Raw genomic sequence first — 23,659 nt, forward strand, 5'->3', positions numbered from 1 at the left:
ATCAGCGAGCTGGAGTGGTTTATGAGTGGTGTACAACGCGTTTTAGAGGTTGGCCTCATACTCTGCGGCGCTTTTGCTATCTTTCTATTTTTAGCATTAGCTAGCTTCAATCCAGCCGATCCAAGTTGGTCACAAACAGCCTATGAAGGCAATATTCATAATGCTGCCGGCGCAATTGGCGCTTGGTTTGCTGATGCCTTGTTGTTTGCTTTTGGATTTGTCGCCTATCTCATTCCGTTCGGATTGGCTTCACTGGGCTACATGATGTTTCGCCAGCCCCATAAATTACTTGAGCTGGATTATTTAGCCGTCGGACTACGTTTAATCGGACTCGTGCTAACCTTAATCGGCGCTTCTGCACTAGCGGCGTTAAACTTTAGCGATATCTACTCATTTTCAGCCGGTGGTGTGGTTGGTGATGTGATCAGTACCTCGTTACTGCCGTATTTCAACCTTATTGGCACAACATTATTATTGTTGACGTTCTTGTGTACTGGTTTAACGCTAGTCACAGGTATTTCTTGGATTTGGTTAGCCGATAAACTTGGTGAAGTAACCATCACTGGAACGCTTGGTTTGATCGCTCTGGCGAAGAAGCTCGTTGCGAAAGTCCGGGCTTATGAGCGCCCAGTTAAAACTGAGAAGGCCAAGGTTCCAGAGCAATTGTCGCCAAGCCAGAAAACTCTGCCGGCTACGACCATCCGACAAGAACCTGAGCTTGATCTCGACTTAACATTATCTGCGCTCGACGAGGATGAGTCAGCACTTGGTGATATAACGCCACGTAAAGATGTATCCAAACCAGCCGATAATGCGCGATTCAAGCCAAAATCATCGAAGTCAGTTGCGGTGCCATCTGATGATGAAGATAAATCAACAATCCAGGCTGACCAAGACGATGATACCGATGGCGCGCCAGTATTGAGCGTTGATCCGTTGCCATCGATTGAACTGTTGGATCGACCAAATAAAACCGGTAATCCATTAACGCCTGAAGAGCTTCAACAAATTAGCCAAACGGTTGAAGCGGTGTTGCAAGATTTCGGTGTGGAAGTCAAAGTTGCGAACGTGCAGCCTGGCCCAGTAATTACGCGCTTTGAACTCGATTTAGCGCCTGGTGTGAAGGTATCAAAGATTTCCAACCTCGATAAAGATATTGCGCGTTCGTTGAGTGCAATTTCAGTGCGCGTGGTGGAAGTGATACCGGGCAAATCATACGTGGGACTTGAGCTACCTAATAAATCGCGAGAAACCGTATTCTTTAGCGAAGTTATCGCATGTGATGCATTCCAACAGAGTCAATCGCCATTAACCATGGTGCTGGGTAAAGGTATTTCTGGCGCGCCAGTTGTTGTGGATTTGGCGAAAATGCCACATTTACTCGTTGCCGGTACCACAGGTTCTGGTAAATCAGTGGGCGTGAACGTAATGATCTTGAGCTTGCTTTATAAGAGCTCGCCGGAAGATGTTCGTTTGATCATGATCGACCCGAAAATGCTTGAACTTTCGGTGTACGAGGGCATCCCGCACTTGTTGACTGAAGTTGTGACGGACATGAAAGACGCCGCAAATGCGTTGCGGTGGTGCGTTGGTGAAATGGAGCGACGTTATAAACTCATGTCAGCACTTGGCGTGCGTAACTTAAAAGGTTACAACCAAAAGGTTTTAGAGGCGAAAGAAGCGGGCGAACCGCTACGCGATCCAATTTGGAAGCCAGGCGATTCGATGGATGAGTTACCGCCGTATTTAGAGAAGTTACCTAGTATCGTTGTCGTCATCGATGAATTTGCTGACATGATGATGATTGTGGGTAAGAAAGTTGAGGAATTGATTGCGCGTATCGCGCAAAAAGCCCGTGCGGCTGGAATTCATTTAGTTCTAGCGACCCAGCGTCCATCAGTAGACGTTATTACGGGTTTGATTAAGGCGAATATTCCAACGCGAATCGCGTTCCAAGTGCAGTCAAAAATTGATTCACGGACTATTCTAGATCAGCCCGGTGCCGACCAGTTATTGGGGCAGGGCGATATGCTTTACTTACCGCCAGGAAGCGGTGTTCCTACTCGTGTACATGGCGCATTTGTTGATGATCATGAAGTTCATGCGGTGGTTGCGGATTGGAAAAAACGCGGCAAACCGAACTATTTAGACGAAATTCTTAACGGTAGTTTGGATGAGGATAATCTATTACCCGGCGAACAACTTGATTTGGGTGACGAGGAAAGCGATCCACTTTACGATGAGGCTGTTGCTTTTGTCACCGAAACTCGCCGTGTATCGGTATCCAGTGTGCAGCGTAAATTCAGAATTGGTTACAATCGCGCCGCCCGTATTGTGGAACAAATGGAAGCGAGCGGTGTCGTTACTAGTGCCGGAAATAATGGCCAACGCGAAGTTCTTGCGCCGCGCCCACCGCGCGATTAACTCAAAGTTGTAACGGAAAAAATTATGAATGTATTTAAGAAAATCTCGGTAGTGCTTATCGGTAGTTTATTTAGCTCGCTGTTAGCGTTGCCCGTTATGGCCGCTGATGCAGATCGACAAGCATTGTTAACGCGTCTTGATGGCTTAACAACGCTGGAAGCTGATTTTTCGCAAGAAGTGACTGACAGTAACGGTGAATTAGTGCAACAGTTGCACGGGCATATGGCTTTGGCGCGACCGAACCTGTTGCATTGGCAAACCGATGCACCAGATGAAACGCTCATGGTCGCGGACGGCCAGAATCTTTGGTATTACAATCCATTCGTTGAGCAAGTAACTGTTTATGCGCAAGCCGACGCGGTGGCGCAAAGCCCGCTATTATTGTTGTTAGATGGCGATAGCCAAGCATGGGCTGATTACGAAGTGAAAGCTGAGGCCAACAGCTACGCTTTGCAACCATTACCCAGTGCAGATAGCACGCAGAGTTTGCAACTCGTGTTCAACGAAAAGGGCGAAGCGGCACAGCTGCAACGAATTATTCTTGATGATGGTCAAGGTCAAATCAGCACGATTGAGCTTGAAAATGTGAAGCTCAATCGTGTATTGAGCCGCGAGCTATTTAAATTTGAAGTGCCGGAAGGGATTGATGTGGATGACCAGCGCTAACGGTCGTTTGGATTTAGAACCTGATTTTAGGCCTTTGGCCGCGCGCATGCGGCCAAGGCAGCTCAATGAGTATATTGGGCAGTCACACCTGTTAGCCCCTGGTAAGCCGCTTTATGAGGCGATAAACCGGGGGCTTTTGCATTCCATGATTCTGTGGGGCCCGCCAGGTACTGGCAAAACAACCTTGGCAGAAATGGTAGCGAACAGCGCCAATGCAACATTGGACAGAATCAGCGCGGTAACCGCCGGAGTGAAGGACATTCGAGCGGCAATCGATACGGCCAAGCAACGCGCACAAGCACAACAGCGTCGTACTGTTCTATTTGTGGATGAAGTACACCGGTTTAATAAAAGCCAGCAAGATGCGTTTTTACCGCACATTGAAGACGGTACCATTATATTTGTTGGTGCGACCACAGAGAATCCCGCATTCGAGCTCAATAATGCGCTCTTATCACGTACCCGCGTCTACCGTTTGAAGCATTTAGATGACACCGATATACAGCACGTTCTTACGCAAGCGCTAAAAGACTCAGATCGAGGCCTCGGCAACCGACACTTAACGGTTGCTGATGATGCATTCAACTATTTAATCTATGCCGCGGCAGGTGATGCACGGCGCGCACTTAATTTTCTTGAGATTTGCGCCGACGCGACGACAGACGAGCAAATTGATCTTAATCTGGTTCAAGAGGCTGTTGGTAGTCGGCAAGCCATATTCGATAAGCAAGGCGATGCGTATTACGAGCTGTTATCAGCATTGCATAAATCGGTGCGCGGTTCTTCGCCAGATGGCGCATTGTATTGGTATGCTCGTATACTCCAGGGGGGCGGTGACCCGTTGATTGTCGCTCGGCGCGTTTTAGCGATTGCATCGGAAGATATTGGTAATGCCGATCCGCGCGCCATGCAACTAGCCTTGAACGCTTGGGATACGTTTACTCGGGTGGGACCAGCTGAAGGTGAGCGTGCGATTGCTCAAGCATTAATATTTTGCGCCATGGCACCGAAAAGTAACGCCGTGTATAACGCATTTAATCAAGCCCAAAAATTAGCAGAGCAGTATCCTGACTTGCCAGTACCGAAGCATCTCACGAACGCCCCGACCCAATTACATAAAACCGAAGGGTATGGCGTCGACTATCGCTACGCACACGATTATCCTCATGCATTTGTTGCCGGCGAACGCTATTTGCCAAGTAAGCTCGACAATATCTCACTATATCAACCGAGTAATCGCGGTTTGGAAAAACAGTTGCAGGAAAAGCTAAATTGGATGAACCAGCAGCACCAAGCCAGCACTTGGCAACGAGGTGGCGATGACTAATTTTTTTTGGGTGGCATTAGGTGGCGCTATTGGGGCTGTTGGCCGCTACAGTATCGGGTTGTGGCTAATTAATCTCAGCAAATTATTTCCTTTCGCCACACTAATCGTTAACATAACAGGCTCTTTTTTATTGGCGCTATTGTTCGCTTGGCAACTGAACCAAGACGGCGTGAATCAACAACTTTGGTTGCTGCTGGGCGTAGGCACGTTAGGGGCCTTTACAACATTTTCAACCTTCTCCCTTGATTTGGTGCTACTGGCACAACAGGGTGAATGGCTGAAAGCCGTTATCTATGCGCTGTTAAATATTGTCGGATGTATTGCTGCAGTGCTTTTAGCATTGTGGCTGAAGTCTTAACTTTTGATTTGGGAAACACATGTTAGACGCTAAGTTATTTCGTAGTGAACTCACGGAAACCGCTGAACGCTTAAAAGCGACACGTGGTTTTGTTTTAGATGTCGCTCGCCTTGATGCGCTGGAGCAACAGCGTAAAGACCTGCAGGTTCGTACCGAAACACTTCAAGCAGAACGTAATTCCCGTTCAAAAGCAATCGGCCAAGCGAAAGCGAAAGGCGAAGATATCGCCCCATTATTAGCGGCAGTGGATGACCTTGGCGCACAGTTGGAAGCAGCCAAACAAGAACTCACCGACGTACAAAATGAGTTACAAGCTATCATAGCTGGCGTACCCAATTTGCCGGATGCAGAGGTGCCATTAGGTGCCGATGAGGACGATAACCTTGAAGTGAGTCGGTGGGGAGAACCGCGCCAATTCGATTTTGAACCAAAAGATCACGTGGATGTTGCCTCGGCGTTAAACAACGGCATGGATTTTGATGCGGGTGCTAAGCTCGCGGGTGCGCGTTTTGTTGTACTACAAGGTCACATTGCGCGTTTACATCGTGCATTAACCCAATTCATGTTGGACTTACACACCACTGAGCATGGTTATCAAGAAGCTTATGTGCCGTATTTGGTTAATCATGACACCTTATTTGGTACTGGCCAGCTACCTAAATTCGGCGAAGATTTATTCCATGTACAAGGCGCAACAGAAAACCAAGTGCCATTGTCGTTGATTCCAACAGCGGAAGTGCCACTGACCAATCTATGGCGTGATGAGATTGCTGATGAGTCACAATTACCGTTGCAGTACGCAGCCCACACACCATGTTTTCGTAGCGAGGCAGGTTCGCATGGGCGCGACACCCGCGGTCTGATTCGTCAACATCAATTCGATAAAGTTGAATTAGTATGGCTCGTTAAGCCAGAAGACTCGATGGAAGCTCTGGAACAGCTTACCGGTCACGCTGAGAAAGTATTGCAGTTACTCGAATTACCATACCGAAAAGTCTTGTTATGTACGGGCGATATGGGCTTCGGGGCGGCAAAAACTTATGATCTTGAGGTTTGGTTACCAACTCAGAACAAGTATCGTGAAATTAGCTCGTGTTCAAATATGTGGGACTTCCAAGCGCGCCGTATGCAAGCTCGCTTCCGTCGTAAAGGTGCGAAGAAGCCTGAGTTAATGCATACACTGAATGGCTCTGGGCTGGCGGTAGGGCGCACGTTGGTTGCATTGCTGGAGAACTATCAGCAAGCTGATGGTTCTGTAGCTATCCCAGCGGCATTACAGCCGTATATGGGCGGCTTGACTAAGATTAGCGTCGCCTAACGCGATTAAATGCATTTGGCGGGCTTCGGTAAGCCCGCTATGCGTGTCGCTTGCTTCGCTGGGCCTTTAGGGAATAATTTGTATAAGTACATGCTGTTGGCTTTTTCTGCACCTAGACTTTGACCAATAGCTTTCACTAATACGCGCATGGCTGGGCTCGTATCATAAGTTTGATAAAAATCACGCACAAAGTTCACAACTTCCCAATGCGCATCGGTCAACTCTATATTTTCTAGTTCTGCAATATATTCAGCCAATTCAGGTGACCACTCATCGAAGTGCGCTAAATATTCATGCTTGTCGGTTTCGTAGTGACGTCCATTCAGCTCAAACATATCTCTGCTCTAATGTGATTAGTTGGTTATTGCGACTATTGGTTGGGCTCATCCCAAACCATATACGTTGCAGCGTCTAACGATAGTTCCACCCAACGAGCGTCACCAAGTTGAATAATTGATGCCGGTACTTCTTCAAGCTCCAGAAGCTTTATTTCACTGTAAAGCGCGTAGGGTGTTAACGACAATGAATCAAGCAATGTTGGGTCGTTCACGGCAGCAATAAGTGCTTGTTCACTCAAAACTAAGGTGGCATCAGCGCTCAACCATTGTGCTAGCCATTTCTCACTTGGCCATTGGCGCACTAAGAACACGGCTGATTTGGGATTATCCAATGCGGCTGTATCAATCATCATCGACCTTAATAGGTGAGAACCTTGTTGAGTTGAGCGAGGCGCTGTTGCCAGCTTTGTTCATCAAGAATTTCAACGGGGGCAATAAAATCATCTGCGGTTAGGCCTGCCTCATCGCATTCGGCAAGGTTGAGCAACGGTGCAGGGCAGTCAAATAGCTCTAGCATGGCATAACGCTTTTGCAATGAACGATTGTTACGGACAACATCGTAACCTTTCAGCCAGAGTTGAATACCATTACCGGTAAGAATGAGCTGCGGGTTAAGATCCATACTAGCTAGCGATAACAACATATCTTGACCGTGCCAGGTTGTATCTTGCTCAGCCTTCTTCGTTTGAATAATTGCGATACTCACGAGGTAACCTTCAAAACTGGATGACTTGATCGGCAGCTGCTGCGGCCATGGCAAATTCAGATAAGCCACCATTTTCAAATGGCACGATTAAATTCTCGGTGTCCATATGATGATCAACTTCCGCTACGGTGTTACAGATGACCAGAGGAATGTTGTTTTCGGTGCTCAACATTTGCCAATTCGCGATAGCCTGTTGTGCAAGCTTTGAATTTTCCTGCTTAGCGGCATGAAGTACAGCATCGCTGTAAAAAAACACCATGTCTAGTTGGTGCCCAGAAACAAGCGCAGCCTGCGCGTATTGATACGCTAACAGGCTGCGGTAATGGGCTGGGATGTCAGCAGCTGGTGCTGCATGTAATGCGATAACAATCCGCGCCACAGTTATTCCTTTCTATTCTTCGCCACCAAATGCCATCAAGATATTAAGAAGGCTGACGAAAATGTTGTAAATCGAAACGTATAGATAAACTGTTGCGAGTACATAATTACGCTCGCCACCATGAATAATCGCGCTGGTTTGCATTAAGATGGCACCGGCAGAGAACAAGATAAATAGTGCCGACAAGGTCAAACCTAACGCAGGGATATTCAAAAAGATGTTGGCAATGAAAGCAACAATAAGCACAACAAACAGTGCCATCATCATACCGCCCATAAACGACATATCTTTTTTCGTTGTCAGTACATAGGCTGATAATGCAAAGAAAATTAATGCGGTACCGCCTAAGGCCGTCATGATAATTTGATCGCCAGCAGGTCCAATGGCGCTAATCATGCCAAGAATAGGGCCAAGGGTATATCCCATAAAACCAGTCAAAGCGAAGGTTGAAATCAAACCAAGGCCGCTATTCGCTGTTTTATGGACTAAGAATAACAAGCCGTAAAAACCAACCAGCGTAATAATAAAACCTGGGTGGGGCAGGTTCATGCTTGCTGACAAAAATGCAGTGAACGCGCTAAAAGCTAACGTGAGACCCAATAACATGTACGTGTTACGTAAAACTTTGTTGGTCTGTAATACCGTTTCGCTACGTTGCGAGGTTGAAATGTGAGCTTGGTTACTCATGGATATCTCCGTTGTTATCTGAAATCTTTTCTTAACTGACTCCAGTGTACCGTAAAAATGGGTGCACAAGGCAATGTTTTCAAGTGAAATAAGGTGCTGATTGTATAAAATGCCAGCAAACGATCCATTTGATTTAAATTTTTGCTTTACAAGCGTGTTTCACCTCTTTATCATTCGCTTCGTCTTGAGGCACACACCTCATAAGACCGCGGAGAGATGGCAGAGTTCGGTTGAATGCACCTGACTTGAAATCAGGCGTGGGCTCGCGCCCACCGGGGGTTCGAATCCCTCTCTCTCCGCCACTATTCCCAAAAGCCCGCTCACATGAGCGGGCTTTTTCGTTTCTGCATCAAAATGATTTACATCCATTCCCATCTGGTCGTACCTGTGTATACTACAACGAATAACGAATAACGAATAACGATGTCGGAGGTTTTATGTTGTTTTCGGAAGTTCTTGATCTCATTACTGAGTCAGCAGAGCAAACCATTGAGTTGCCTGAAGGTTGGGGCCAGGGGCGTGCGCTATTCGGCGGGCTAACCGCTGCAATAGCTTGGCAACATGCACATTATGGTGCCAGCAACGAGCAAGCGCTGCGTGCGTTCACCGTCTCTTTTGTGGCGCCGATACAACCAGGTCAAGCTGAGCTTAAGCGTCGAGTGCTTCGCGAAGGTAAAAATGTGACGCAAATCGCTGTTGAAATTGTGCAAGGAAATGAGACTGTCTTGGCAGCACTTGCCAGTTATGGGCGTTCGCGTCCCTCAGCGGTTCGGGTAACCGACACACCTACAGCGCAAGTGCCTGGGCGTGAACATGGTCCTGCATTTCCGAAAGTTGCGGCATTGCCCGAATTCACGCATCACTATGATTACGCTGTGTCAGTGGGCGGTTTACCTTTTAGCGGCAACAAAGCACGCGAATTTGGCGGCTGGATGCGTTATAGCCAAGAACAACAACCGATCTCGATCGGCTTGTTACTCGGATTAGTCGATGCTTGGCCTCCGGCGTTGTTACCGCATTTGAATGCACCAGCGCCCGCGAGTTCATTAACCTGGACGATAGAGTTTCCAGAGCCGTTAGACTTTCAGAAAAGCAGTCATGACTGGTGGCAGTATGTTGCCTATATCGACTATGCAGCAGACGGTTATGGGCATACGCACGCCCATATTTGGGATGATGTTGGTAAATTAGTAGCCATTAGCCGACAAACTGTAACGGTCTTTGGTTAACATCGCTTCACTTTGTAAGTTATTTGATGATTAATATGTAGTTTTATGAATTTATTGTTGATTTTGATTCACAAATAGTTCATATCTGAGGTCACTTAACGAACATCTCGTTAAGCTAACCACACAAGGACCGTGTCGTCATGACCGACTTTATTATTGCAATACCAAGCGATTTGTTGCGTGCTGGAATGTATACAACACTGAGCTCAAATAATAACAAATACCGAGTAGTAGCAAGTGTTTCGACCATTAATGAATTACGTGATGAAGTTAAAAATCATCCGTTCGCAGCTGTCATTTTATCCAGTCGACTTGCAGGTGATGGGACGATAGAAAGTTGGCGCCGATTACACCGACGATACAATGATCTTCAGATAATACTATGGGCCGAAAATTTCCAAGATGTACTGGATTTTCAATGTAATACCAATAAAGTCGATGGCTTTTTGTTGACTCACGCGCGTTATGAAGAGTTTGAGCGTGCGTGTGCCAATATCAGCCGCGGACAGATGTACGTAGCGAGCGAAGTAGCTGAGTATTTGGCGAAAAACCCTCGAACTCAGAGTTTCCGCCGTTTGTTGAAATCGCTGAGCGAGCGTGAGCTACAAGTGACGCAAATGCTAGGGCGCGGCATCCGTGTTGTTGATATAGCAAAGTATCTGAATATCAGTAGCAAGACCGTAAATACATTTCGTTATCGGATTTTTAGCAAACTTGGTGTCGGAGGAGATGTCGAATTGACGCATCTTGCGATACAATCAGGGCTTGTTGAAATCGACCCAACGCAAAGGTATGACTGATTCGCAATTTAATTCCAAAGCATTTATTCAGCATTTAACCCATCAACCGGGCGTCTACCGGATGTACGATGGTGATGGTGTGGTGATCTATGTGGGGAAAGCGAAAGATCTTAAGAAGCGTGTCAGCAGTTATTTTCGACAAAATATCGACACGCCAAAGACCCAAACTCTAGTCAAGCAAATTGCCTCAATGGATGTGACGGTTACCAATACCGAAGCTGAAGCACTGATCCTTGAAAATAACTTCATCAAAAAATATCGACCGCGTTACAACGTATTGTTACGTGACGATAAATCATATCCCTATATTTTTGTCAGTGGCCATCAACATCCGCGTTTAGCATTTCATCGCGGTGCACGTCGTGAAAAAGGCGATTATTTTGGGCCATTTCCGAGTGGTGTTGCCGTGCGCGAAAGTTTGCGCCTCATGCAAAAGATTTTTCCAGTGCGTCAGTGCGAAGATTCTTATTATCGAGCGCGTAGCCGACCCTGTTTGCAGTATCAACTTAAGCGCTGTTTAGCGCCTTGTGTTGAAGGCTATTGCACCGACGCCGAGTATCAAGAGCAAGTACAGTTAGCAAAATCATTTTTGCAAGGTAAGAACCAACAAGTTATCGATCAATTGGTACAAAATATGGAACGTGCCAGTACGAGCTTGGATTTTGAACGAGCTGCGCGCTTTCGGGATCAAATTGCAGCCATGCGCAAAGTACAAGAACGCAATGCTGTGACTGGCAATCAACAAGAACTCGATGTCATCGGGTTTGTGCGTCGCGGCGGCATTGCGGCGGTGCATCTGCTATTTATTCGTGAAGGAGCGGTGCAGGGGAGTCGTAGCTATTTTCCTAAAGTTCCAGCAAATACCGACGACGCGGAAATTTTACTCGCATTTATGCTGCAATTTTACCTGAATGATCAAGTCGGACGACGATTACCGCGTGAAATTATTTTACCCGAGGCAAATGCCGCACAAGTGCTTGATCCTGAGCATAACCTCCAAGTTCTCGAGCAGGCACTTGCGCAGAAAGTGCGTATGACTCACAACGTACGTGGTGAACGCAAGCAATACCAAATTTTGGCGCAGAAGAATGCGCTCAACGCGCTTGAAAGCAAACTAAATCAAGAAAACACCATGGTGATGCGCCTGCAACAATTAGAGCAAGTGCTTGACCTTGAGCATCCAATTCAGCGTATGGAGTGTTTTGATATCAGCCATACCATGGGCCAAGAAACGGTAGCCTCATGCGTGGTATTTGACCGTCAAGGCCCGAAGAAGTCAGATTATCGACGTTTCAACATTAAAAGTATTACGCCAGGAGATGATTATGCTGCCATGGCGCAAGCATTGCAGCGACGCTTTGATGCCGCGCTATTAAGCGATGAAGGCAAGGCCGCCATTCCAGATATTTTATTTATTGATGGTGGCAAGGGGCAATTAGCTCAAGCCGAAGCTTACTTTAATGATTGGGGCGTTGATGCTGGCGTCAAATCACCGTTATTGATTGGTGTCGCAAAGGGTGAATCCCGAAAACCGGGCTTAGAGACCCTTATTTTAGCCGGTAGTCATGCGACCGTTCCGTTGGCAGCTGATGCGCCGGCATTACATCTGGTTCAGCATATTCGCGATGAATCTCACCGCTTTGCGATTACCGGCCATCGTCAGCGCCGCGCCAAGGTACGACGCACATCAAAACTTGAAGATATTCCAGGTATAGGCGCGAAGCGACGGCAAAAATTATTGCAAAATCTAGGTGGATTACAGGAAGTAAAACAAGCTAGTATTGAGCAACTTATCGCAGTGCCAGGAATTAGTCGCGAATTAGCTGAAACCATATATCATGCCTTTCGTGATGAATAGAGGACAAAATAACCAATGTGGAACATTCCTAACGTTCTGACGAGCTTCCGGATCTTACTGATACCGGTCTTTTTAATTATTTATTATTTACCTGGTCAGGATGCTCATTTTTGGGCGGCTTTCGTCTTCGCTGTAGCCGGTATTACAGATGCGCTTGACGGTTGGGTGGCGCGTAAATTTAATCAATTTACCAAGTTCGGTGCATTTTTAGACCCAGTTGCTGATAAAGTCATGGTTGCGGCATCTTTGGTTGTTGTGGTGGAGCACTATGCCGCGTGGTGGATAAGTATACCCGCGCTTGCAATTATTAGCCGTGAGCTGGTGATTTCTGCGTTGCGTGAATGGATGGCGCAGATTGGCCGACAGGAACAGGTAAAAGTTTCAAACTTAGGCAAATTTAAAACAATTGCACAAATGGTCGCTATTGGTGGATTAATTTGGGAAGCCAATACATTTGTTATCGTCACCGCGACGATTTTATTGTATGCTGCGTTTATTCTAACGTTATGGTCAATGTGGGAATATTTGCGCGCTGCTTGGTCAGATTTAAGCCAAGTGGATTAAAAATAGCCAAACAGACGCTTTCATGCGAAAAAGTCGTTGACCTCGCCGAAATAGACAGTAGAATGCGCAAGCACTGGATGCGGGAATAGCTCAGTGGTAGAGCACAACCTTGCCAAGGTTGGGGTCGCGAGTTCGAATCTCGTTTCCCGCTCCAAACTCAATGGCGGGTTGGCAGAATGGCTATGCAGCGGATTGCAAATCCGTGGATCTCGGTTCGACTCCGGGACCCGCCTCCATTGAAGAATACCTCAGGCAATACAGAAATGCCCGGGTGGTGAAATTGGTAGACACAAGGGATTTAAAATCCCTCGCTGGTAACAGCGTGCCGGTTCAAGTCCGGCCCCGGGCACCATTCTTTTTGAAGACCACATCAACTCTAAATTTATTTTTCTCTCTTACTTGTTTATTGGCTGGTTAGTCCTTATCTTTGATTTGAGTCAATGTTAACAAGAGTAGTCTGTGAGTTTCATACGCGTTAGTCTGTTTACCGTTGTATTTTCACTACTGTGGTTTGTACCGCAGGGGAAAGTGCTAGCTGTAGAAGGCTATCAACTCGAGCCAGATTCGATTGCGCTATTAGTCGCGCCAGACTCTCATGGTTCTGACGATCCAGACTATGACGCGATTGCGCCTGACGTCGTTAAAATTGTTATTCCTCGTCTGGACAATGCGGTTCAGACATTTGAATCTCCCCTTATTCAACGTCGCTACAAAGGCATTGCCCGCGGCCCACCTTTGCCAATAACCATCTAAAAATTCAAATTTATAATTAGTTATTGAACAGAGGTAAGTTATGTCTGAATTTCATGCACTTCGGTGGGAACCTACGCCTGCTGAGAAATTTTTTCCGTTACCGGAAAGAAGTACGACGCCAGCCCATCTTGACTGGCACCAAAGCGCATTACATGTCATCGACAAGGTAAATAGTTCGCAGTTAGCAGTGATACCGATGTCACTAAGTGTCAGTGATGCAGAAAATCTATTAAATCGCACCGATAAACGTTACGCCGCGGTAGTTGATGCAGAAAACACTATCGTTGGGGTTTTAATGGCGCGCGATTTACACGGTCGTCAAAGTGGTGTCGTTGCTAATTTACTGCAATTACCTTGGCATGAGCTAACGGTCGGTTATTTGATGACACCACTACGTAAGTTACCATCGATAACGTCGGCGCAAGCAAAAGTTGCTCGAATTGGTGATATTGCTGCGACCATGCAAGAAGCGGGCTGTGATTTTATTGCTGTGACTGAAGACGACTCACTTTATGGGATGTTCGTGTCTTTAAAAATACTCGCTGTAACCGGTGAGTCGGTGCGTTTATATCCGCGGGCAACTAGCTTTGCAGAAGTTTTCAGCGCAATACGACACGCTGAAACCTAGAAATGAATAAAGAAAATTAACAAAAGCCCTCGCCAAAAGCGGGGGCTTTTTATATGTTGTGTATAAGCTTTTTCATCAATCGTAAGGAAAGTCGCTGTGAATGGCTGGATGACAACTCTATTGGTAATTGCTCAATGGCTGGTTGCATTGTTTGTGCTCGCGTTATTAATAGGCGCCGTGGCTATTGTTGTGATGTACGTGATTGATAAACGACAGACGCGTCACACAATCCGCAGAAATTTTCCGGTAATCGGAAGATTTCGCTACCTGTTTGAGCATCTCGGCGAATTCTTCCGCCAATACTTTTATGCTATGGACAGAGAGGAAATGCCGTTCAATCGCGCCCAGCGCAGTTGGGTTTATCGGGCGGCGAAAAATGCCGATAGAACACTGGCATTTGGTTCCACTCGTGATTTAACCAAAAACGGCACGATCATTTTTGCGAACAGCGCCTATCCACATCAAGAAGAAGATAAAACCCAACCAGAACCGGTCACAATCGGAGCTGATTGCGCGCAACCTTATTCGCCAACAAGTTACTTTCATATATCCGGTATGAGCTACGGTGCATTGTCACCCGTAGCGGTAACAGCCTTATCGAAAGGCGCCAAATTGGCAGGCTGCTGGATGAATACGGGTGAGGGCGGGTTAAGCCCATACCATCTTAAGGGCGAGTGCGACATTGTGTTTCAAATTGGTACCGCTAAATACGGGGTGCGAACCGCCAGTGGCGAGCTGCATGAGGAAAAATTGCGTGATATTGCGGGCAACAAACATGTGAAGATGTTTGAAATAAAACTAAGCCAAGGCGCAAAACCTGGCAAAGGCGGTATTCTTCCCGGAATAAAAGTGAATGCTGAAATAGCCGAAATTCGTGGTATTCCTGAGGGACAGGATTCGATTTCTCCGAACCGGCACCCAGAAATTCGCAATAATGATGAGTTACTTGATTTTATCGCGCGAGTGCGAACCATTACAGGCAAACCCACTGGTATTAAGTTTGTTATGGGTGAGCCAAACTGGATAGATGAGTTGGTCGCGACTATTAAAAAACGGGGCGAAGCTTCAGCGCCTGATTTTATTACTTTAGATAGCGCTGATGGCGGCACCGGTTCTGCTCCGCAGCCATTGATGGACTACGTTGGTTTAAAACTATCTGAGAGTTTGCCGATGCTTGTTGATAAACTTGCTGCGGCCGGTTTAAAAGAGCGTATTCGTATCGTTGCCTCCGGCAAAATGATTACCCCGGCTGATGTTGCATGGGCGCTAGCAATTGGCGCCGACTTCGTGGTGTCAGCTCGTGGCTTTATGTTCTCTTTAGGATGTATTCAAGCCATGCAATGTAATAAAAACACCTGTCCAACCGGGATTACCACGCACGATAAGAGTTTACAACGAGGTCTTGACCCAGCAGATAAGAGTGTACGTGTTGCGAACTATCATAAATATTTGGAATACGGCGTGAATATCATTGCTCATTCGTGCGGAGTTTCTGATCCTCGCCAATTAAACCGCCGCCATGCGCGCGTGGTCACGCATACCGGCGATAGCATTAGTCTCGCCGAGCGGTATCCGCCTGCGAACTGAGTAAACGTGCCTGCAGCCACTTAGTAAAAGCGACTAAAGCAACAGGTTGTCGTTGTCGTTGCTTTATCGCCAAGGCGAGTGGTTCAGGAAGCGTCACCTGGTATTCTGTATGTTTGGCAAATTGCTGCAATTGCGGGTGAGTTAGGTAAAGCTGGTCAACCAAGGTCATATGGTCGGTGCCATAGATGAGGTCAATTGCGATGTTGCTATTGCCGACATGTCTGGTTTGTAGTTGACGGGCGAGATGTGATTGCGCCTTTTTAAAGTGCTGCCAGTAGGGTGCTTTTTCATCGACATACCAAGGTCGCGACGCCAACGGACTCTCGCTTTTAATAGGGGCGACGGGAACGTAAGTTGGCGTGTATAATGGCACTTGTTTCAGGGCATGATCGCGCAGCTGTCCATAATGTAGGGCGATATCAAGCTGTTCGTGTTGCAGTTCTGCACAAATATTGGCGCGCTCAGAAGCATTAGGAAATAGCGATACGGTATTAAATTGCACCTGAATATGCGGGTATAACGTGTAGAACTCGTGCAATCGACTTGATAGCCACCAGCGCAGAAAACTTTCAGGTAACGCAATACGTAGCGTCGTTGCTTCACTATCGCCGATGTTGCGAGCTCTATCTACTGTGCGGTCAAGCTCCTTAAATAGGCGCAGTAAATCTGGGGCGAGTGTTTCGCCTGCGGCAGTGAGCGCATGTACGCGGTTATCGCGTTGAAATAGTCGAGTGCCCAATTGCTCTTCAAGCGCTTGAATTTGTCGAGTAATGTTCGATTGCGACACCCCAAGCTGTTGCGCGGCTTGTTTAAAACTATCAGCATGCGCGGCGACAGCAAAGACGCGTAAGGCATTGAGAGAAGGGAGTTTTTGTTGTTTCATAAGATAATTCCAGCGCTAAACCAATTAACTTAAAGTAAATCAGAATGGAATATTTAGCAATCTATTGGGCAGAGTTTTTAACCATTGCTACCCTGCATTTATTAGCTGTAGCCAGCCCTGGGCCTGACTTTGCGGTGACAACTCGATACAGTATGAGTTTTGGGCGCCGGGTTGGACGTTGGGTCGCCTTGGGGATTGGTACGGGTATTTTATTACACGTTGCCTATTCGGTACTTGGCGTCGCCTTGATTATTCATCGCTATACATGGATATATGGCACGCTTTTGCTAGTTGGCGCAGGTTATTTAGGGTGGTTGGGCTGGCAGGCCATCCAGTCGCAACCGCGACAAGATGCACCGCCTGAGCACAACGCGCAAGCGCAAGGAATCAGCTCAGCGAAAGCGTTTCGTGTTGGCTTTTTTACCAATGGCTTGAATGTGAAAGCGACGTTGTTCTTTCTCGCACTATTTAGCACCGTGATTGATCCAGCGACACCGACAGGAGTGAAGCTGTTTTATGGCATTTACATGGCGATTGCTACGGGTATTTGGTTTACTTTATTGGCAACGTTGATTACTTGGGGGCCATTTTACTGCCGTTTGTGGGCAATGAGCCACTGGATTGACCGTACGATGGGCGCAGCATTGCTGCTACTCAGTGCAAAACTTATTTATGATTGGTTTGTTTTGATCAAAGTTATCGCAACGCCATAGGCAATGGTATACTTGGCGCGACGCTATTTTCCGAGAATTTAGAGACAATTATGCAGTTATTTGTAAACGATCTGACCGTTATTGATTTTTCTTACTTATGCCCAGAGCGCGGCATGGTAGGAGAGAGTTGGATTGTTGATATTATTTTAGACGGCTCGCTGAACGAACAATCGATGGTGTTAGACTTTGGGCGGGTCAAAAAGCAAATTAAACGAATTATCGATGGCGCAGTCGATCATAAGCTGGCAGTGCCTGCGGAACATCAGTACACGCACGTCACACACCATGATGATGGCAACAGCTATTGGGTGGATTTTATGCGCCCTAATCAGCGTTCGATACACTTATTTTGCCCAGCTGATGCGTTTGCGTTTATTGATGCCGAACAAGTTACGATGGCTTCAGTTACTGAGTATTTGCGTGCGGTCATTAAACGCGAGCTACCAGATAACGTGCAGGGACTGGAGTTGCACCTTCGAGCGGAGGAAATACCTGGTGCCTTTTATCATTACACGCATGGTTTGAAAAAGCACGATGGTAACTGTCAACGCATTGCGCATGGGCACCGATCGCGGCTCTATATTGCCTTAGATGGCGTTCGCTCTGCACAATTAGAGCAGCAATGGGCTGCAACGTGGCAAGACATTTATTTAGGTTCGCAAGAGGACGTTGCCGCGATCGCGCAGTTGCAACTCTCGCAATATGGCCAAAGTGTGACCGAGAAAAGTCATATTGCTTATAGTTATACGGCTGACCAAGGCTTATTTGAGCTGATTGTGCCGGTGGCTGAAAACTACGTTATTCCAACAGACTCAACTGTTGAGTGCATTGCCACTTATCTGGCTGACACCATCAAACAAAGCTATCCAAGCAATGCAATCAAAGTGACTGGATTTGAAGGGGTCGGAAAAGGGGCGATTGGTTATGCGTAAGTTGCTAACGCTAGCGCTATTAGCGCTCGGGTTCACCATAAATGGACAGGCTACAGAAACTCCAAAGGCGCAACTCAACGGCGCATTAACCTCTGGCGGTTTAATTATTGCTGAAATTAGTCATGCGGTTCGGGTGGAATTAAATGGCCAAGCGCTACCCATGACGCCAGATAACCGAGTGGTCTTCGGATTTGGTCGTGATCAACATGGGCCGCAAACCTTATCGTTATTCGATAACGCTGGGCGTGAATTTAAGCGAACGATTGAGGTTGCGCCGCGTACTTATAAAATTGATCGGGTAGACGGAGTACCGCAACGCACAGTAACCCCTGATCCGGAGCAGCAAGAGCGCGCTCGTCGCGAGGCCGCTTTAGTTTGGAATGCGCGCAATGACGCCGTCACCGAAAGACTCGATTTTTTGCAGGCGGCGATTATGCCCGCGCAGGGCCGAATCAGTGGGGTTTATGGCAGTCAGCGCATTTTTAATGGTACACCGAGAAATCCACATTTTGGCCTCGATGTCGCGGCACCAACGGGTAGTCCTGTTATTGCGCCGTGGTCGGGAAAGGTGATTGTTGCCGAAAACGATTTATTCTATTCGGGCGGTACGTTAATCATTGATCATGGCTATGGTGTAACAAGTACCTACATCCACCTAAACAAATTGCACGTTGCTGTAGGCGATGAAGTGAAGCAGGGGCAGCGTATCGCCGATATCGGCGCGACCGGTCGTGTCACAGGGCCTCACCTTGATTGGCGCATCAATTGGCGCCATCAACGGCTCGACCCTGCGCTGGTTATTGAGTATTTTTCGGAATCTGCAACCAACCCTGTACCTGCGGCGCAGCGTTAATACTCAATAGATAATTCGTTTGCTTGGGCGCTTGCCAAGTTAATGTCACTTGCATTAATTCGTCGCGACGAAAGGCATGAACAACAGCTTGTTGCTTCGGTTGGTAGCGCTCGAACACTTCTTTCACGTTGGCGTCTGTCACTTGTAAATTATCGATGGCGATAATCCGATCATTGGCACTGAGCCCGGCTGTTTGGGCCGCTTCGCCATCAAACACCACCTGTAGCTCAAGCCCTTGATTTGAAGCTTTATACTTCGCGCCAAGCGCTACTGGGAGAGCCGCGCTAGCACGTCTGCCACCGTGGCTATTATCGTCAGCCGCGATTTCTCGTTTGACTTGGATACCAAACTTTTGCAATAACTCGATAATCGGTAGTGGCTGTGTTGTGTACAGCGCTTGTTGGAAGAATCCCGAGAGATCGAGGCCATAAGCCTCCCTAATAAATACCATGACGGTGTCATCATCAGTGCCGATACCGGTTTTACCATAATGAAGCCACAAATCATGCATGAGTTGCCCAAGTGTTATCTGATGATTCGATTCAAGGCGCAAGGTCAAATCAAGGCACAGCGCAATCAAAGCACCCTTCGCATAATAACTTACAATGCTATTGGGGGAGTTTTCATCTTGTTTATAGAACTTCGTCCAAGCATGAAAGCTCGACTCGGTAACGGTTTGCTTGTCTACGCCGGCGCCACGCTGAACGCGCGCGATGGTTTCACCGAGCAAGCCTAAATAAGTTAGCGCATCAATGAGCCCTACTTGATGCAAAACATAATCGTCAAAATATGAAGTGATACCTTCGTAAAACCAAAGTTGTTCGGTGTAATGTTCTTGATCTAGCTGATAAGGAATAAAGGTTTTTGGTTTTAATGTTTTAATGTTCCAGCTATGGAAATATTCGTGGCTACAGAGGCTTAAAAAGGTTCGATAATCGCCATCAATCGCAGTTTTACCCGGTAAAATTAAATCTTTACGACTGCATACAAGGGCTGTTGAATTGCGGTGCTCGAGGCCGCCAAAACCTTTCCCCACCACCATGGTTAAGAATAAATACTCTTTGAATGGAGGTTGGTGCCCAAACATTTCAATTTGGTATTCGCAAATGGCTGCCACATCACGGCAAATTCGATCGGCATCGCCGAAATGTCGCCCCGCAAAAACCATCGAGTGTTTCACACCGCCGGCGATAAACTCATGAATATCGAGCTGGCCCATTAGTACTGGATAATCAATCAGCGCTTCATAATTAGCGGCTTCAAATTCGCCAGGACCGAAGTGATGTCCTTGCTTACGCGGCATTCCAGTTGCGACATGCCAGCCATTGTGAGCGGTAATTGTGACACCGCAGGCTTCCTCGGTGCGGCCAGCAACCGCCATGCACAGGCTGGAATGATTAAAGAAGCCCCAATGTTGATCGAGATAAGCGCTCCGCACACTTAAATCATAGGCATATACTTCATAGCTCACCTGAACAATACCAACAGCTGCCGCGTTAATCCGCCAAGTTTGCTTGTCGCAGTGCACAATAGGTAAAACGTTGCCTTGCTGCTCAGCGCGGATGCCAATTATATTTTTGGCAAAGTCCCGGATCATGTAACTACCCGGGATCCATGCTGGCAAACTGAGATAAATTGGCTCGTTTGGCTGAGAAATCGGTATATCGATAGTTACCGCAAAGGTATGTGCGTTGGCATCTTGAACACGTATTTGGTAGTGCAGCATGGCGTTCCTTTAAATGCGTAGATTAGCTTTTGTTAAATATCTTAGCATGGCTAAAGCGCGCTATATAGCAGTTGTACTGCGATGAAGGATGTCATTTGACTCATTTTAATCGGTATAATGGCATTAATTCCTTTCTCTCATTCGGGGCTTTATGCTGAATAACTGGAAACAACTATTAGATGACCGGAATCGCTTTTTCTGGGTGCTTCAAGCAGCCGGCTGGAGTGGTTATGCTTTGGTTCATTATATTGGCTCCCTGATGCATGAAATGCGTGATATTTACGCATTGATTTTGCTACTTGGCGCCTATGCAGGATTTCTACTTACGGTACCACTACGGTATTTATATCGCCGTATTTGGGATTCTAGTCCTTGGTTATTAATTCTAGTGGTATTAGCTGCCAGTTATGTTTGTGCTGCGTTGTGGGCGATTGTTGACAACGCAACGTATTGGGAAATATATAAATTTGGATTTAGTCCAGATAGCAATTGGTTTTACTTCAAGAACACTATTGCGAAGTTTTACATCATGCTGAGCTGGAGCGGTCTGTACTTCGGCATCAAATATTATCAAATGTTACAGGATGAGAAACAAAAGGCTTTAATGGCAACATCAATGGCGCATCAAGCACAACTGAAAATGTTGCGTTATCAATTAAATCCGCATTTTTTGTTTAATACCTTAAATGCTATCTCGACACTTATTTTGGTAAAAGAAAATGACCTCGCAAACCGCATGATGTCAAAGCTGAGTTTGTTTCTACGCTTTAGTTTGGATAATGAACCCATTAAAAAGATTCCACTAGAACGAGAGTTAGATGCGTTAATGTTGTACCTCGATATCGAAAAGGTGCGCTTCGATGATCGTTTGAAAGTTACCCTTGATATTGACGACGAGGTTAAACATGCGCTGGTGCCGAGTCTATTTTTGCAACCGTTAATTGAAAACTCAATTAAGTACGCGATAGCGAAACTGGAAGAGGGTGGCGAAATAGTTATTCGGGCGCAACGGTTTAGCGAAGATTTACTGATTACTGTCGCCGACAACGGTCCAGGGTGCACTAAACCACTCGAAAGCCTTTCAGAATCAGGTGGTGTTGGCTTGGCGAACACACGCGAAAGATTACAAGCCTTGTACGGAAAGAATTACTCATTTACATTAACACCTAACAAACCACGCGGTTTACGTATTGAAATTCGCATTCCATTAGAGCAGGTAGAGTAGGCATGACTGATAAAATTCGCACTTTAGTTGTCGATGATGAATCACTCGCTCGTCGTGGTTTAGTAGTGCGCCTTCAAGAATTTAACCAAATTGAGTTGTTACAAGAATGCCCTAGTGCACGCGATGCACTTGAAGTTATTGGCCGCGAACAGCCTGATTTAGTTTTTCTAGATATTCAAATGCCAGGTATGAACGGTTTTGAATTACTGCGTGAAGTGCAAGCTCACGGTTATAAAATGCCGCTGATTGTGTTTGTCACAGCCTATGACCAATATGCCATCAAAGCATTTGAAGTGCGCGCAATTGATTACCTTCTCAAACCTGTTGATCACGAGCGATTGGCGCAAAGCATTCAGCGTATTGAAAAAAGTCTCGCCGCGCGTGAACAAAAAGTTCAGCAAGATCGTATCTTAAATTTACTAGCAGATGCGACCGGCGAAGATTGCGAAGCGATTTTGAAACGCTTAGCCAGTGGCGAGAATGTCAGTGTGGCACGTTACCCTGAGCACATTGCGATTAAAGAAAGTGGAGAGATTACTCGCGTTGCGATTAACTCGATTGAGTGGGTTGATGCTGCTGGTGATTACATGTGTATTCATGCTTGTAATGAAACTCATATTTTGCGTCGCACGATGAAAGAGCTCGAAGAAGAATTGAATCCGCAGCGGTTTCAACGAATTCATCGCTCGGCTATCGTCAACATGGAACACGTTGAAAAGTTATGCAGTCGGCAAAATGGTGAATATCACTTGATTTTACGTAATGGTAAAGAGCTCAAAGTGAGCCGAAGTTATAAAGATCGGATTAAAAAACTAATATTAAATTCCTAATGGAGTAATTTTATGCCGCGTGCAAGCATTGTAGTTGTCGTTGTTATAACACTACTGCTTAGCGCTTGCTCAACGCAGTTTGGATACCGGTTTGCCGATACGCTCATTGAGTGGAAACTAAACGACTACGTGTCACTCAATAGTCAACAAGAGCAATCGGTTGACCAAGCGATTACCACCCTACATCAGTGGCATGCCACGTCTGAATTGCCTTATTACGCCCAACAACTTCAAACCCTCCGAGATAAAATAGCGAGTAATACATTAACTGAAACGGATCTTGTCGCCACCTACGAACAATTTTTTATTGCTTGGCAGCGTATGCTCAATGCAGTGGAACCCCATGCACAAGAAATGTTACCGCAATTATCAGATGAACAAATTATCGAATTAATTGAGAACCTGCGTGAAAAGCAACGTGAGGAAGAGGAAGAATTACTCGAGTATAGCGATTCTGAGCGCTCGAAACGGCTTATTCGCCGCGCTGAGAAAAACACTCGAAGCTGGCTCGGGCAGGTCACGAAGGTACAGCAGCGACTCATTAATCGCTGGGTAGTCGAGCGGCTGGATACCCGTGAGCTATGGTTGGATTATAATCAGCGTTGGTTAAATGAGTTTGAAAAGGCGCTACAGCAACGTCAGCAACCTGAGCAATTTAATAATTATCTTCAACAATTATTCTATAACCCGGAGCAATGGCGCTCGGAAGAATTAAGATCGCGGGTCGAACACAATCAACAATTAACGCTGGTGCTATTTTATCAATTGAGTGAAACGCTAACTGATCGTCAGCGGCGTCGAATCGTCGATAAGCTGGATGGTTATATTGAGGATATGAATGAAATTGCTGAAGACTTTTCTAAGCGTTAATTGAA

Annotated in this window: 25 protein-coding genes and 4 tRNA genes; 22 read left to right on the forward strand and 7 right to left on the reverse strand. The window is 46.5% G+C overall.

Annotation, left to right across the window (positions count from 1 at the left end; translation table 11 throughout):
* The first annotated feature begins 21 nt into the window (after window positions 1-21).
* From BM292_RS02405 to serS, 5 genes are read left to right on the forward strand one after another with little or no spacing between them, the layout of a single operon-like run.
* Window positions 22-2,424, forward strand: coding sequence for a DNA translocase FtsK (locus BM292_RS02405; protein WP_092854910.1), 2,403 nt, complete (start codon window positions 22-24; stop codon window positions 2,422-2,424).
* A gap of 24 nt (window positions 2,425-2,448) precedes the next feature.
* Window positions 2,449-3,090, forward strand: coding sequence for an outer membrane lipoprotein periplasmic chaperone LolA (gene lolA / locus BM292_RS02410; protein WP_092854912.1), 642 nt, complete (start codon window positions 2,449-2,451; stop codon window positions 3,088-3,090).
* A complete protein-coding gene (locus tag BM292_RS02415) occupies window positions 3,077-4,417 on the forward strand; it encodes a replication-associated recombination protein A (RefSeq protein ID WP_092854914.1) in 1,341 nt (446 codons plus the stop codon). Before lolA ends, BM292_RS02415 begins: the two co-directional genes overlap by 14 nt.
* A complete protein-coding gene (gene crcB, locus BM292_RS02420; protein ID WP_092854916.1) occupies window positions 4,410-4,775 on the forward strand; it encodes a fluoride efflux transporter CrcB in 366 nt (121 codons plus the stop codon). Before BM292_RS02415 ends, crcB begins: the two co-directional genes overlap by 8 nt.
* 19 nt (window positions 4,776-4,794) lie before the next feature.
* Window positions 4,795-6,093, forward strand: a complete 1,299-nt coding sequence (gene serS / locus BM292_RS02425) for a serine--tRNA ligase (protein WP_092854918.1) — start codon at window positions 4,795-4,797, stop codon at window positions 6,091-6,093.
* Between the two features lie 5 nt (window positions 6,094-6,098).
* Here serS and BM292_RS02430 read toward each other — a convergent pair whose 3' ends face one another.
* From BM292_RS02430 to BM292_RS02450, 5 genes are read right to left on the reverse strand one after another with little or no spacing between them, the layout of a single operon-like run.
* Window positions 6,099-6,428, reverse strand: coding sequence for a TusE/DsrC/DsvC family sulfur relay protein (locus BM292_RS02430; RefSeq protein WP_092854920.1), 330 nt, complete (start codon window positions 6,426-6,428; stop codon window positions 6,099-6,101).
* Between the two features lie 35 nt (window positions 6,429-6,463).
* A complete protein-coding gene (locus BM292_RS02435; RefSeq protein ID WP_092854922.1) occupies window positions 6,464-6,784 on the reverse strand; it encodes a hypothetical protein in 321 nt (106 codons plus the stop codon).
* 5 nt (window positions 6,785-6,789) lie between these two features.
* Window positions 6,790-7,137, reverse strand: a complete 348-nt coding sequence (locus BM292_RS02440; RefSeq protein WP_092854924.1) for a DsrE family protein — start codon at window positions 7,135-7,137, stop codon at window positions 6,790-6,792.
* A 10-nt stretch (window positions 7,138-7,147) separates the two neighbouring features.
* Entirely contained in the window at window positions 7,148-7,516 is a 369-nt protein-coding gene (locus BM292_RS02445; RefSeq protein ID WP_165383885.1) for a DsrE family protein, read from the reverse strand.
* 12 nt (window positions 7,517-7,528) lie between these two features.
* On the reverse strand, window positions 7,529-8,203 hold the full coding sequence (locus tag BM292_RS02450; protein WP_092854928.1) for a Bax inhibitor-1/YccA family protein: 675 nt from the start codon (window positions 8,201-8,203) through the stop codon (window positions 7,529-7,531).
* Between the two features lie 210 nt (window positions 8,204-8,413).
* Between BM292_RS02450 and BM292_RS02455 the strand changes: the two genes are divergently transcribed.
* From BM292_RS02455 to BM292_RS02505, 11 genes are all read left to right on the forward strand, one after another.
* A tRNA-Ser gene (locus tag BM292_RS02455) sits at window positions 8,414-8,505 on the forward strand.
* Between the two features lie 135 nt (window positions 8,506-8,640).
* A complete protein-coding gene (locus BM292_RS02460; RefSeq protein ID WP_092854930.1) occupies window positions 8,641-9,432 on the forward strand; it encodes a thioesterase family protein in 792 nt (263 codons plus the stop codon).
* Between the two features lie 140 nt (window positions 9,433-9,572).
* Entirely contained in the window at window positions 9,573-10,232 is a 660-nt protein-coding gene (locus BM292_RS02465) for a LuxR C-terminal-related transcriptional regulator (RefSeq protein ID WP_092854932.1), read from the forward strand.
* Window positions 10,225-12,090, forward strand: coding sequence for an excinuclease ABC subunit UvrC (gene uvrC / locus BM292_RS02470; RefSeq protein WP_092854934.1), 1,866 nt, complete (start codon window positions 10,225-10,227; stop codon window positions 12,088-12,090). Before BM292_RS02465 ends, uvrC begins: the two co-directional genes overlap by 8 nt.
* A gap of 15 nt (window positions 12,091-12,105) precedes the next feature.
* Window positions 12,106-12,654 carry a CDP-diacylglycerol--glycerol-3-phosphate 3-phosphatidyltransferase gene (pgsA, locus tag BM292_RS02475; RefSeq protein ID WP_092854936.1) on the forward strand — a complete coding sequence of 183 codons (549 nt, stop codon included), beginning with the start codon at window positions 12,106-12,108 and terminating at the stop codon, window positions 12,652-12,654.
* A gap of 79 nt (window positions 12,655-12,733) precedes the next feature.
* A tRNA-Gly gene (locus tag BM292_RS02480) sits at window positions 12,734-12,808 on the forward strand.
* 8 nt (window positions 12,809-12,816) lie between these two features.
* Window positions 12,817-12,890: transfer RNA gene (locus BM292_RS02485), tRNA-Cys, on the forward strand.
* 29 nt (window positions 12,891-12,919) lie between these two features.
* Window positions 12,920-13,006 (forward strand) — tRNA-Leu (locus BM292_RS02490).
* A gap of 107 nt (window positions 13,007-13,113) precedes the next feature.
* Window positions 13,114-13,407, forward strand: a complete 294-nt coding sequence (locus BM292_RS02495; RefSeq protein ID WP_092854938.1) for a hypothetical protein — start codon at window positions 13,114-13,116, stop codon at window positions 13,405-13,407.
* A gap of 40 nt (window positions 13,408-13,447) precedes the next feature.
* On the forward strand, window positions 13,448-14,035 hold the full coding sequence (locus BM292_RS02500; RefSeq protein ID WP_092854940.1) for a CBS domain-containing protein: 588 nt from the start codon (window positions 13,448-13,450) through the stop codon (window positions 14,033-14,035).
* Window positions 14,036-14,143: 108 nt separating this feature from the next.
* A complete protein-coding gene (locus BM292_RS02505) occupies window positions 14,144-15,622 on the forward strand; it encodes an FMN-binding glutamate synthase family protein (protein WP_092856863.1) in 1,479 nt (492 codons plus the stop codon).
* Here the strand turns inward: BM292_RS02505 and BM292_RS02510 are convergent.
* The gene (locus tag BM292_RS02510) at window positions 15,588-16,505 is read right to left on the reverse strand and encodes a LysR family transcriptional regulator (RefSeq protein WP_092854942.1); all 918 of its coding nucleotides are present in this window, start codon (window positions 16,503-16,505) and stop codon (window positions 15,588-15,590) included. The two genes, BM292_RS02505 and BM292_RS02510, sit on opposite strands and share 35 nt — an antisense overlap.
* 44 nt (window positions 16,506-16,549) lie before the next feature.
* On the opposite strand from BM292_RS02510, the gene BM292_RS02515 reads away from it, so the two are divergent.
* The 3 genes from BM292_RS02515 to BM292_RS02525 are packed head-to-tail and all read left to right on the forward strand — an operon-like array spanning window position 16,550 to window position 19,003.
* Window positions 16,550-17,218, forward strand: coding sequence for a LysE family translocator (locus BM292_RS02515; RefSeq protein ID WP_092854944.1), 669 nt, complete (start codon window positions 16,550-16,552; stop codon window positions 17,216-17,218).
* Between the two features lie 50 nt (window positions 17,219-17,268).
* Window positions 17,269-18,150, forward strand: a complete 882-nt coding sequence (locus BM292_RS02520; RefSeq protein WP_092854946.1) for a 6-carboxytetrahydropterin synthase — start codon at window positions 17,269-17,271, stop codon at window positions 18,148-18,150.
* On the forward strand, window positions 18,143-19,003 hold the full coding sequence (locus BM292_RS02525) for a M23 family metallopeptidase (RefSeq protein ID WP_092854948.1): 861 nt from the start codon (window positions 18,143-18,145) through the stop codon (window positions 19,001-19,003). The genes BM292_RS02520 and BM292_RS02525 overlap by 8 nt, the downstream gene beginning before the upstream one ends.
* Here BM292_RS02525 and BM292_RS02530 read toward each other — a convergent pair.
* Window positions 18,948-20,729 carry a M61 family metallopeptidase gene (locus BM292_RS02530; RefSeq protein ID WP_092854950.1) on the reverse strand — a complete coding sequence of 594 codons (1,782 nt, stop codon included), beginning with the start codon at window positions 20,727-20,729 and terminating at the stop codon, window positions 18,948-18,950. The genes BM292_RS02525 and BM292_RS02530 overlap by 56 nt on opposite strands.
* A gap of 151 nt (window positions 20,730-20,880) precedes the next feature.
* Here BM292_RS02530 and BM292_RS02535 point away from each other — a divergent pair, with 151 nt between their 5' ends.
* Genes BM292_RS02535 through BM292_RS02545 form a run of 3 tightly spaced genes read left to right on the forward strand, consistent with a single transcriptional unit; the run spans window position 20,881 to window position 23,654 of the window.
* The gene (locus BM292_RS02535) at window positions 20,881-21,954 is read left to right on the forward strand and encodes a sensor histidine kinase (protein WP_092854952.1); all 1,074 of its coding nucleotides are present in this window, start codon (window positions 20,881-20,883) and stop codon (window positions 21,952-21,954) included.
* Window positions 21,955-21,956: 2 nt separating this feature from the next.
* Window positions 21,957-22,784: a LytR/AlgR family response regulator transcription factor gene (locus BM292_RS02540; RefSeq protein ID WP_092854954.1), complete on the forward strand. Its 828-nt coding sequence runs from the start codon at window positions 21,957-21,959 to the stop codon at window positions 22,782-22,784.
* Between the two features lie 12 nt (window positions 22,785-22,796).
* Complete coding sequence (locus tag BM292_RS02545; protein WP_092854956.1) at window positions 22,797-23,654, forward strand: DUF6279 family lipoprotein; 858 nt, start codon at window positions 22,797-22,799, stop codon at window positions 23,652-23,654.
* Window positions 23,655-23,659: the final 5 nt, after the last annotated feature.

It is taken from the genome of Pseudidiomarina tainanensis, assembly GCF_900115255.1.
In the GTDB taxonomy this organism is placed as follows: domain Bacteria; phylum Pseudomonadota; class Gammaproteobacteria; order Enterobacterales; family Alteromonadaceae; genus Pseudidiomarina; species Pseudidiomarina tainanensis.